Here is an 11,769-nt window from a genome sequence, read left to right on the forward strand (position 1 = left end):
ATTGGAGATTATCGGTTCGTTGCGTCATTTTGTCCCTAAACCCGCCCCTACAAAACGTGCTTATTAATAAATTCTTCCTTTTTGACTTTTGACTTATTTAGATGGCATCCAACCCACCACTCATAGAAGTTATTGACCTTTGCTTCAGGCATCCTGGAAACTCCCAGCCTACGATTGAGGGAGTGAATCTAGCCCTTCACCCAGGCGAGATTGTCTTGATTGCTGGGGCAACAGGAAGTGGTAAAAGTACGTTGCTTAACTGTTTGGCGGGAATTGCTCCTAGTCATACGGGGGGAGAACTACAGGGGACGATTCTTTATCAGGGAACAGACATTGGTTCTTGGTCAGTTCGGCAGCGATCGCAATATTTCTGTACTATTCTGCAAAATGTTGAAACGCAAATCTTTACGGAGCGAGTTTGGGAAGAATTCGTATTCGGACTGGAAAACTGGAACATGCCTGCTGATCAAATTCCATTATTAACCGATAGTGCCCTCAGAGAATTTGGTCTGGAAGAAAAGCGGAATTGGTTGATTCGGCAACTCTCCGCAGGACAGAAGCAACGCTTACTTCTTGCTTGCCTTTTGGCAATTGGTCAACCCGTGCTGCTGTTGGATGAACCGTTGGCTTACCTCGATGCTAAAAGCACTGAACAGTTACTGCAACTGCTGCGAACGAGGGCAGATCGGGGTCAGTCTGTGATACTGGTGGAACATCGGTTAGACCTAATGAAAGAGATTTGCGATCGCGCTTACTCCTTCGGGGATGGCAAACTCAGGGAGTGGGGAGAGGGAGAGAGAAGAAAAATTGCTTCCTTGTCCTCCTTGTCTGCCTATGCTTCTCAAAATCAGGTACTTACTTCGCCATCCTCTCAGCAATCTCCGATTCTCCTGCAAACTCACCAGCTAAGTTGGGGTGAGTATCCCCCGTTTCCAGATTTTCAACTGACGGCAGGGGAGACAATTTTACTCAAGGGAGATAATGGCTGTGGTAAGACAACGCTGCTCAAGCTGTTAAGTGGTTTACTTAAGCCGACGACTGGCAAGCTGGAGATTTTAGGTAGAGATGTGAGTAAACGCCGTGTTGTCTACATAGCAAAAGACGTTGGTTTTGTGCTTCAGAACCCCAACCACCAGTTATTTGCGGACAGCGTGCAAGCAGAAATTTTACAACCTGGAGTGCCTCAATCTGTAGCTGACTCTCTGTTGGAGCAACTGAATTTGCGCGATCGCAGCGATCGACATCCTCAGTCTCTTTCTCAAGGACAGAAACGGCGTTTGGCGCTGGGTGCTGTCTTGGCAAGACAACCCAAAATCTGCCTGCTAGATGAAATTATGGTTGGGCAAGACCCTAATTCTTTGTCTTTAATGCTCAATGTTCTCAGAAATTTTACCCTTCAGGGGGGTGGGCTGATGCTCACTTCTCATGTCCCGTTACCACCAGATGCTCTTTCCGTGAAACTGTTAGAACTGAATACAACTGTTTGAGTTGGAAGCCTTATCGCAATCCACTATGACACCTTACATTAGGGATCGAGATGTCAGTTCTATGTTTGCGATTGTCATCCCTGTTGGCCTCGTTGGATCTTCCTATTTTGCCTATTTTCTCTACATCTTCACCATCTGGGTATAGCATCATGAGTGTGCGCTCGCACTTCGCCAGATTCTACAATTCTTAGAGAAAGTTCATATTAGCCGTCTTCCTTCAATTTCCTTTAACAGCTGTCGCACGAGAATGTCCCCCGTCAACATGACGAGGATATCAATCAAATTGGTAATCACTTCCTTCAGGGCTTCCCGCAAAACGGGTTTCTGTTCTTCTCCCAGACGCTGACGCAGAATTTCAAAGGAGACTCCCTCTGCCGTTGCTTCTAGATGTTTGATTAAGGGATATTTTTCTGCTGTTAGCACTAAAGCCCGCTCCATAATTGCCATCACCGTCACTCGGCCTAGAGTTGGCATAATTCGATTCCAGATCGCTTGGAGCAGGTCTTCGTAAATTTCTAATACTTCTTCCTTGCGAGCGATGTTTTTTTCGCGAGCAACTCGCTCTTGGAGAACCTCTTCAACACTGGCGGGTTGTTGGCTTTTATCTTCTGGTGGTGGGTTGTGATTGGACTTAGTCATAGCGTTTCCCTGTGGGTGCTTAGGTCAACAGCAGAGCGATCGCTTCTTCAACTTGACCAACCCCACAGGACTTAAACTTCAACAAGATGGCATAGGAGGCAAATGCATCGTAAGTATTACACGAAGTAGTTGCAAAATGGAGAAAATTGTATGAAAAAACTCTTAAAGACACAAAGCTCAATGGAAACGATTCTTTCGTGCTGACTGGAATTCAGAAACACGGGTGGCTCAAGGGCGAGGGGAGTCTAACTATTGCCTTCATTTCCGGCATCTAGTCCCACCCCTCCAGCGCGGTTGGCTGAACGGGTTAGAAAAAATGGTGGAACCCAGACCCCAAGACTGCTCTTCTAAGCTGTTGTGCATTTAATTTGCATATTGTTGAGTTAGGGAACGAACCGTCAACTCCTCTGTGTGTCTCCCCTCCCCGCGTCCCTGCGTCCGTCTCAACAAGCAATTTAAAAGCGTGACAGCTTAATGCTACTTCTGCGATCGCTACCCTCAAACCCATCGATGTCAGCCGCTTACCGAAAGTTAGATTAGAGCGAAATCAGCTTAATTTCGCAGCATCAGAATACGGTGAAGGCTAACACAAACGATCAGTATTACCTACCCAACTCCCGACACAATGCAGGCAGGTCGGTGGTAAGTCGAAAAACATCTTTCTGACCCACTCCATCTCCTTTGAAATCGCCGCTATAGGATGAATTACCATCGCTCAACTGGGAGGAATACCTTTCCTATTAAACTACTACCTAAAGACTACAGGAACTCGAATACTATCTCAATATCGTCATCCTGAGACACACCTGATTAAGCCATAAATTAGTAGTCATTAGTGGGGGGTTCGTGTTTTTCTGGAATCGGTTCAATGGATGTTAGGTAAGCATTTAGCTTAGGAGAGAGTTCATCAAGGATCGGTTTTAGTTTATTGACTTGTTCTCGTGTCAAGAGATGTCGAGTGTAAGCTCGTCGCAACCAGTACCTTGTTTCATTCAAGGAGCCGATCGCTAGCTTGATGAAATGCTGATTGTCGTGAAAGCTATGCCGACCTGCACCTTCTGCAATATTGGCACCAATGCTATCTACAGAACGAACTAGTTGTTTGCCAATGGTATCTTTAGCAAATTGCTCCCAGCTTCCGACGATGTCCCAAATCTCGTCAGCCAGGTGCTCAGCCAATTTATAAACTTGCAAGTTCTCAAAATTTGATTTCGCCATTTCCTTCTAGTGACGACTGACCCTTGACAATTAAAAAGAAATCATCGTGAGCAGCTTTCCAGACTTTTCCAACTACGGCTATCAAATTATCTGAGAACTGGGACACAATCGTGCTGGGGGTCGAGTCACCTACCTGGCTAGCGTAAAAACTAAAAAGGTAATATTGTAACTTGCTAGATCAGCTTTAAGGGTGAAAAGAGGTAGCTGTGGCTCGTAAACGCTTAATTATCGAGATGGGTATGGGAGTAGACCAGCACGGGCAGGAACCAACTGTCGCCGCAGCAAGGGCTGTACGCAATGCGATCGCACACAATGCCTTGCCCGGTGTTTGGGAAGTCGCCGGTTTGAGCGACCCTAATGAAATGATTGTTGAAGTCCAAGTCGCCGTCCCTTATCCGGAACAAGTGCGAGAAGAAGAGGTACTGGCGGTGCTGCCGTTTGGTCGCAAAACACTCACAGTTGAGTCAGGTGGAATGGTGGTTCAGGGTCGAGCTATTCCCTCGCTCAAGGATAAAAATGACGAAATGCTGATAGCCGTCGCTGCCGTTACAGTTCTAGTCGAAACAGAGTAGCTGAGGCAATGACTTAAAGATTTTGTCTTTGGAACGCTATTTCGAGAACAGTTCATTGCTGGACAAACTGACCAAAGGAGAAAAACAGACCACAGGTTGTCCCTTCCGCTCTTAAAAGTCTGACTACAACAGAGCCAGGGATAGGGACTCCCTGGTCTCAGGCATTACTGTGTTCCGATGCGATCGCCTGTGCAATACTCTCTGGCAACTGAGTTAAATCAGCCGTTCCATCGGCTGCATGAATGGGTGAAATAAAGCTATAGTTTGGGTCACTATATCCAGTGTCATCGGCCTGTATCGCCCACTTATCCGGCAATCCTTCTACACCAATTTCTACGATATACCACATATCCGTAACAAGACGAGTGCCAAGGATTGTGAAGCATTCTTTGCCCTCTTCAGGGATGTCCCACTCTGCCATTAAGAAGCTGATCGCTAATTGTTCTGCCTCAGTTGGGTCTATCATTTACTTGTTCCTTGATGCACTTTGATTCGGTATTATCTTGATTCAGTTACTTGGATTCAACTGTCTGTGAAGTTCTGTCAAAAAATGCGATAATAGGTATAGCTAATATTCTAATAAAAAACCGATTTTGACAACTATTCAGCTGCAAGCATCTCCAGACAAAACCGCATCAACGTTTGTCAATAACATGAAGTTACCAGTTCATCGCTGGTTTAGGTTCAGTGCGGGATTCTCGGCTCAATGGGTTGAGAGCGTTATTATTAAAGCCAAAAATTTGGGGAGCGTCACTCTCTTCGATCCATTTGCGGGAGCGGGGACAACGTTGCTTGTGTCGGAAAAAATCGGTGTGGAATGCTATGGAATAGAAGCCCATCCTTTCGTCGTAAGGATAGCAAAAGCCAAGCTGTTATATCGAACCAATCCTGATGTCTATATCGCTCGTGTAACAGAGGTTATTAGAAGTGCAGAGAAATTAGAAGGCTCTATAGATAATTATCCTAAATTAATTCGTGAATGTTTTAGCGATCACTCCCTCGAATGCTTGGATCGATTACGACGTGCCAGTGAAATGATCACTGATAATTCTTCATCCGCTCAGTTAGTATGGTTAACACTTTTAGCGATTCTTCGTCCTGTTTCCCATGCTGGCACGGCACCTTGGCAGTATATTTTGCCTAGTAAGACAAAAAAATCTCCCTTGGAGCCCTTATCCGCTTTCCATTTGATGGCAGAAACCATCGCCACAGACATGAGAATAGTAGGACAAACAGCAAGGTCACAGTCTACGCTCCTTCAGTCTGATGCTCGGACTTGTCAAGGTGTTCCTGATAATTTTGCCAACTTAGTTATTACTTCACCTCCTTATGCCAACAACTATGATTATGCCGATGCTACACGTTTGGAAATGTGTTTTATGGGAGAGATTAAAGGTTGGGGTGAACTTCAAACTGTGGTAAGGCAGCATCTGATTCGTTCATGTTCACAACACGTAACAACTAAAAATGTAAATCTTGACGAAGTTCTTTCATCTCCTGAGTTAGAACCAATTCGAGCAAATATTATTGATATCTGTAATCTTTTGTCTCAAGAACGAAATATACATGGGGGCAAAAAAAATTATCATTTGATGATTGCCTGCTACTTTTTAGACATGGCTAGAGTTTGGATGACACTTCGTCGTGTACGTAAACGTCCTTCAACAGTTTGCTTTGTGATTGGCGATTCTGCTCCCTATGGCATTTATGTTCCCGTGATTGAATGGTTAGGCATTCTAGCTTTAACCGCTGGGTTTGAATCTTTTAAATTTGAAAAGACTAGGGAACGAAACGTGAAGTGGAAGAACCGTAAGCACCAAGTTCCTCTCTGCGAAGGGTGCTTATGGGTTCATGGTTGATTTTCTAATAAAAATAGCTTTTACTCAGTAAATGGCAGAGTCATTTTCACATAAATGGGGTCAGATTATTGGCAACTTTATCCAAGATTTTATTCGAGAAAAACTTCAAGAAGTGGCGTTCGGGCAAGGTTTTTATTTGGACTATCAGAGGAAGCGCAAAGCACGGTCTAGCAAAAGAGTATCTTGGGAAGACCGCTACGGTAACTCTCATGACCTTGACTATGTATTGGAACGGGGCGGTACAGAAGATGCTCGCGGCCTTCCCTCTGCATTCATTCAAACGGCATGGAGACGTTATACTAAGCATTCTAGAAACAAAGCCCAAGAAATTGAAGGCGCTCTGTTTCCTCTAGCAGAAACCTATAGTCACCTCCGTCCCTTTTTAGGCGCTATTCTGGCAGGTGTGTTTACTCCCGGTTCGCTTAGTCAATTGCAATCTAAAGGCTTTGAGATTCTTTACCTCCAATATGACAGCATCGTTAGTGCTTTTGCATCTGTTGGCATTGATGCTGATTTTGACGAAAGTACAACTGAATCCGATTTTCGGAATAAGATAGCCCAGTGGAATAAATTATCAGAACAAGATATTACGGAGATTAAAAATTACTTACTCAATATCGAAAAAACGAGTATAAAAAACTTTATTAATACCTTCAACCAGTCGTTTTCGCGACGGATTCAGAGCGTTACGGCTACTATTCTACATGGTTTATCTCAGCCGATGGCTACTATTGAGGAGGCTATTGAATACATCGAGAATTACCAAGAAACTCAATCTACACTCGCACCTGCATTGAAGTACGAGATTGACATCCGGTATAACAATGGTGATGTAATCCACGCAATATTTCAGCATAAAGCCGAAGCCATCAGATTTCTCAGGACATTCGCTTAAGGGCTACATGAAAAAGCTAATCAACAACCCCGACGACGTAGTACGCGAAAGCCTACAAGGCATGGCAGCCGCCCATTCCGACCTGATCAAATGTCATCTTGACCCCCACTTCATCTATCGCGCCGACGCACCCATTCACAACAAAGTCGCCCTTATCTCCGGTGGGGGTAGTGGACACGAACCCATGCACGGCGGTTTTGTCGGCTTCGGAATGTTAGATGTTGCCTGTCCCGGTGAAGTCTTTACCTCTCCCACTCCCGACCAAATGTTAGAAGCTGCCAAGATGGTCAATGGGGGTGCTGGTGTCCTCAACATCGTCAAGAATTACAGTGGCGACGTGATGAACTTCGAGATGGCAGCAGAACTCGCCCACTCCGAAGGCATCCCAATATCCAATATTCTGATTGATGATGATATTGCCGTTAAAGATAGCCTCTACACCCAAGGGCGTCGGGGTGTTGGCACAACCGTCCTGGCTGAAAAAATCTGCGGTGCTGGTGCCCAACAGGGATATGGCTTGAAGCAACTTGCCAATCTCTGCCGTAAGGTTAACCTCAACGGACGCAGCATGGGGATAGCACTCACTTCCTGCACCGTACCTGCAAAAGGTAGCCCCACATTTGAACTGGGTGAAGATGAAATGGAAGCGGGTATCGGTATTCACGGGGAACCGGGACGCCAACGAATGCCTCTCAAGTCAGCGGATGAAATCACGGAGATGCTGGCGGTTTCTATCATCGAAGACACGGACTACAATCGCACTGTGCGTGAGTGGGATGCAGACAAAGGAGAATGGGTAGAGGTAGAACTAACTGACCCTTCGTTGCAAAGCGGTGATTCCGTCCTCGCCTTTGTCAACAGCATGGGTGGCACCCCCCTTTCTGAGTTGTACATCGTTTATCGCAAATTGGTAGCAGTCTGCGAAAAGAAGAACCTTCAGATTGTGCGAAACTTGATTGGCCCTTACATCACCTCGTTGGAGATGCAAGGATGTTCAATCACCCTGCTGAAGATGGATGAGGAGATGATTAAACTTTGGGATGCACCCGTCAAAACCCCTGCCTTGCGCTGGGGAATGTGACCCGATGTCCAGAAGGACGATAGCGTTGCCAACGCTGGAAAAAACAACACCAAACCCTGCAAAATCTAAAATCTAAACGGTTTTCTCATCGCAAGTATCCTAAATACCGATAAAATATGGCACTGTCGCCCATTGCAAAGTGTTCATGTCCAGCATCTCCTCTGCTCTCTTTTCCCCTGAAGAAATTGCTGCTGAAGGCTTGAAGCCTGAAGAATACGAAGAAATTGTTCAACGGCTGGGGCGTCATCCCAATAAGGCTGAACTAGGGATGTTCGGTGTCATGTGGTCGGAACATTGTTGCTACAAGAACTCGCGTCCACTGCTAAAGCAATTTCCCACAGAAGGCGATCGCATCCTCGTTGGCCCCGGAGAAAACGCCGGAGTTGTAGACTTAGGAGACGGGTTAAGACTTGCCTTTAAAATCGAATCCCACAATCACCCCTCCGCCGTTGAACCCTTCCAAGGTGCGGCAACGGGAGTAGGCGGCATCCTGCGGGATATTTTTACGATGGGGGCGCGTCCCATTGCCGTACTCAACTCCCTACGCTTCGGTTCCCTGGACGATGCCAGGACGCGAAGGCTATTCAGTGGTGTCGTAGAAGGAATATCGCACTATGGCAATGCAGTAGGCGTGCCCACCGTCGGCGGCGAAGTTTACTTTGACCCCGCTTATAGCGACAATCCCCTCGTGAATGTTATGGCACTGGGGTTGATGGAAACCTCGGAAATCGTCAAATCTGGGGCGGCGGGTATCGGTAATCCAGTCTTGTATGTCGGTTCCACCACAGGCAGAGACGGCATGGGTGGGGCGAGTTTTGCCAGTGCGGAACTCAGCGAACAATCAATGGATGATCGCCCAGCCGTGCAAGTTGGTGACCCCTTCCTGGAAAAATCTTTAATTGAAGCTTGTCTGGAAGCCTTTAAAACGGGTGCTGTCGTCGCCGCCCAAGATATGGGTGCGGCGGGAATTACTTGTTCTACCTCAGAGATGGCAGCGAAAGGCGGTGTAGGGATTGAACTGGATTTAGACCTGATTCCAGTCCGGGAAAGCGGCATGGTTCCCTATGAATATCTGCTTTCAGAATCCCAGGAACGGATGTTGTTTGTTGCTCACAAGGGACGAGAACAGGAATTAATTGATATTTTCCACCGCTGGGGGCTACAGGCTGTAGTAGCAGGTACGGTAATTGAAGAGCCAATTGTGCGCATTCTGTTTGAAGGCAAGGTGGCGGCAGAAATCCCAGCGACAGCGTTGGCAGATAATACGCCGATTTATCACCGGGAACTTTTAGCCGAACCACCGGAATATGCCCGGAAAGCTTGGGAGTGGACAACCGATTCTCTCCCGCCTTGCAGCGTAGAGGGAATTGAAATCCAAGGTAACCGCCAAACTTGGAATGATATCCTCCTCCAACTTCTTGATACTCCCACAATTGCTTCTAAACGCTGGGTGTATCGTCAGTACGACCATCAAGTGCAAAACAATACTGTCATGTTGCCCGGTGGTGCTGATGCGGCTGTTGTAAGGTTGCGTCCGGTGGCACAGAAGGAGATGGGGGAAATTCCCGATGCAAAATCGGCAGTTGCCGCAACAGTGGATTGTAATTCCCGTTATGTGTATCTTGACCCCTTTGAAGGAGCGAAAGCCGTTGTTGCAGAAGCGGCGCGTAACCTTAGCTGTGTGGGTGCACAACCCTTGGCGGTGACCGATAATCTGAATTTTGGCTCTCCAGAAAAGCCGATAGGATATTGGCAATTGGCATCGGCATGTCAGGGTATTGCAGAGGCTTGTCGAATCATGGAAACGCCTGTAACTGGGGGGAATGTCTCTCTTTACAACGAAACATTGGATGCGATCGGCACACCTCAACCCATCTACCCAACGCCAGTTATCGGAATGGTGGGGTTGATTCCGAATATTGCCCATGTTTGCGGTCAAGGTTGGCAAGCCGAAGGAGATTTAATTTATCTTTTGGGACTGCCACTGACCGTGGCTGCTTCTACCCCTCACATCTCCTTAGGGGGTTCTGAATACCTCGCCAGTATTCATGGTGTTGTTGCGGGTAAACCGCCTGTCGTCGATTTTGATTTGGAACGGCGCGTCCAAGCTGCTACGCGGGAAGGGATTCGTCAAGGCTGGCTGTGTTCTGCCCATGATTGTGCCGAAGGCGGAATTGTGGTTGCCCTCGCTGAATCTTGTATTGCTGGTCAATTGGGTGCCCAAATTAACTTGCGGCTAACGGATGTAGAGATGCGTTGGGATGAGATGCTGTTTGGTGAGAGTGCCAGTCGCATTCTCGTATCCGTAAAGCCTGAACACCAAGCCAGTTGGGAATCTTACCTGAAAGAGCAATGGGGTGAGCAGACTCAACACTGGCAAAATCTAGGTTTTGTCAAGAGCCAAAATGCGGGATTAAAACTGTCAATTGATGACAATCAGCCGATAATCGACGTTACGATGATAGAAATGAGCGAACGCTTTTCAAATGCTCTTGAACGACGTTTGAATGTATAGCTGGGCGGTCAACGCCTCTGTCAAACAGACCAAAGGCTTTAATAGCAACACATTCAGTCAGCACAGCGACTGTTATTGATGCTATTGTTAAAGAGTTGTTAACCAACCTTAACAATTACGACGCTTTTTTGCTTCGCTCTAAGTCTCACTGACGTTCTGCCGCTATCAGGAACCTATCTTAGTATGATGCATCACGAACCCCTCTCTTCTCAGCAGCATTCCGCTCAATCTGAGGATAGCTATGCACAGCGACCCGACAAACAGGAGGAAGCTTGTGGAGTCTTTGGCATCTACGCACCGGGGGAAGATGTCGCTAAACTAACTTATTTTGGTCTTTATGCGCTACAGCACCGGGGTCAAGAATCAGCAGGGATTGCGACTTTTAAGGGAGACCGGGTGCATCTGTACAAGAATATGGGGCTAGTTTCGCAGGTTTTTAACGAGTCAATCTTAGCCGAACTGCCAGGAGACATGGCTGTAGGCCATACCCGTTACTCTACCACAGGTTCTAGTCGTATTGCCAATGCTCAGCCTGCTCTGGTGGAAACTCGCTTAGGGAAACTGGCTCTGGCTCACAATGGCAACTTGGTGAATACAGGAGAGCTACGTGAGCATTTGCTTCAGCGCAATTGTAATTTTACGACCACAACGGATTCGGAAATGATTGCGATCGCGATCGGGTCAGAAGTCGATAGCGGCAAAGAATGGTTGGAAGCAGCCCTGAGTGCCTTTGGTCACTGTTCGGGAGCTTATAGTTTAGTCATTGGCACCCCGGATGGCATGATGGGCGTCCGTGACCCCAATGGCATCCGTCCTCTGGTCATCGGCACCGTAGGCAGTCATCCTCAGCGCTACGTTCTGGCATCCGAAACCTGTGGCTTAGACATTATCGGCGCTGAATACCTGCGGGACGTTGAGCCTGGAGAACTGGTTTGGATTACCGAAGAAGGCATGGCCTCCTTCCACTGGAGTCCCAAGCCAGAGCGCAAGCTTTGCATCTTTGAGATGATATATTTTGCCAGACCCGATAGCATCATGACCGATGAAACGCTGTATAGCTATCGCTTAAAGCTAGGGCGTCAGCTGGCAAAAGAGTCCTTAGTCGATGCCGACATTGTCATTGGTGTACCCGACTCTGGTATTCCCGCCGCCATTGGATTTTCCCAGGAATCTGGCATTCTCTACGCCGAAGGGTTAATTAAAAATCGCTATGTCGGTCGCACCTTCATCCAACCCACTCAATCCATGCGAGAATCGGGCATTCGGATGAAACTCAACCCCCTGAAAGATGTCTTATCCGGAAAACGGGTTGTAATTGTCGATGACTCGATTGTCCGGGGAACGACCAGCCGCAAAATTGTCAAAGCGCTACGTGATGCAGGTGCAACTGAAGTACATATGCGCATCTCCTCACCGCCAGTGACTCACCCTTGCTTCTATGGCATTGATACAGATAGCCAAGACCAATTAATTGCAGCAACGAAGTCAGTGGAAGACATTGCT

General features: G+C 47.1%; 10 protein-coding genes. 7 read left to right on the forward strand and 3 right to left on the reverse strand.

All coding sequences use genetic code 11. The features are described from left to right. The first annotated feature begins 101 nt into the window (after nt 1-101). Nucleotides 102-1,487: an ABC transporter ATP-binding protein gene (locus V6C93_RS37670; RefSeq protein WP_333481821.1), complete on the forward strand. Its 1,386-nt coding sequence runs from the start codon at nt 102-104 to the stop codon at nt 1,485-1,487. Between the two features lie 198 nt (nt 1,488-1,685). On the opposite strand, the gene V6C93_RS37675 is transcribed toward V6C93_RS37670, so the two are convergent. Both V6C93_RS37675 and V6C93_RS37680 read right to left on the reverse strand, forming a co-directional pair. Beyond that, entirely contained in the window at nt 1,686-2,126 is a 441-nt protein-coding gene (locus tag V6C93_RS37675) for a hypothetical protein (RefSeq protein ID WP_333481822.1), read from the reverse strand. 822 nt (nt 2,127-2,948) lie between these two features. Further along, on the reverse strand, nt 2,949-3,344 hold the full coding sequence (locus tag V6C93_RS37680) for a four helix bundle protein (RefSeq protein WP_333481823.1): 396 nt from the start codon (nt 3,342-3,344) through the stop codon (nt 2,949-2,951). A 206-nt stretch (nt 3,345-3,550) separates the two neighbouring features. Here V6C93_RS37680 and V6C93_RS37685 point away from each other — a divergent pair, with 206 nt between their 5' ends. Continuing rightward, complete coding sequence (locus V6C93_RS37685) at nt 3,551-3,916, forward strand: Lin0512 family protein (RefSeq protein WP_333481824.1); 366 nt, start codon at nt 3,551-3,553, stop codon at nt 3,914-3,916. Nucleotides 3,917-4,073: 157 nt separating this feature from the next. On the opposite strand, the gene V6C93_RS37690 is transcribed toward V6C93_RS37685, so the two are convergent. Then, nucleotides 4,074-4,382, reverse strand: coding sequence for a hypothetical protein (locus V6C93_RS37690; protein ID WP_333481825.1), 309 nt, complete (start codon nt 4,380-4,382; stop codon nt 4,074-4,076). A 127-nt stretch (nt 4,383-4,509) separates the two neighbouring features. On the opposite strand from V6C93_RS37690, the gene V6C93_RS37695 reads away from it, so the two are divergent. From V6C93_RS37695 to purF, 5 genes are all read left to right on the forward strand, one after another. Continuing rightward, a complete protein-coding gene (locus V6C93_RS37695) occupies nt 4,510-5,775 on the forward strand; it encodes a DNA methyltransferase (protein WP_333481826.1) in 1,266 nt (421 codons plus the stop codon). Between the two features lie 31 nt (nt 5,776-5,806). Next, complete coding sequence (locus V6C93_RS37700; RefSeq protein ID WP_333481827.1) at nt 5,807-6,670, forward strand: hypothetical protein; 864 nt, start codon at nt 5,807-5,809, stop codon at nt 6,668-6,670. A gap of 7 nt (nt 6,671-6,677) precedes the next feature. Then, nucleotides 6,678-7,751 carry a dihydroxyacetone kinase subunit DhaK gene (dhaK, locus tag V6C93_RS37705; RefSeq protein WP_333481828.1) on the forward strand — a complete coding sequence of 358 codons (1,074 nt, stop codon included), beginning with the start codon at nt 6,678-6,680 and terminating at the stop codon, nt 7,749-7,751. Nucleotides 7,752-7,896: 145 nt separating this feature from the next. Further along, entirely contained in the window at nt 7,897-10,266 is a 2,370-nt protein-coding gene (gene purL, locus V6C93_RS37710) for a phosphoribosylformylglycinamidine synthase subunit PurL (protein WP_333481829.1), read from the forward strand. A 183-nt stretch (nt 10,267-10,449) separates the two neighbouring features. Beyond that, a partial coding sequence (purF, locus tag V6C93_RS37715; RefSeq protein WP_333481830.1) for an amidophosphoribosyltransferase occupies nt 10,450-11,769 on the forward strand: 1,320 nt, incomplete at its 3' end.

The organism is Allocoleopsis sp., assembly GCF_036703385.1.
In the GTDB taxonomy this organism is placed as follows: Bacteria; Cyanobacteriota; Cyanobacteriia; order Cyanobacteriales; family Coleofasciculaceae; genus Allocoleopsis.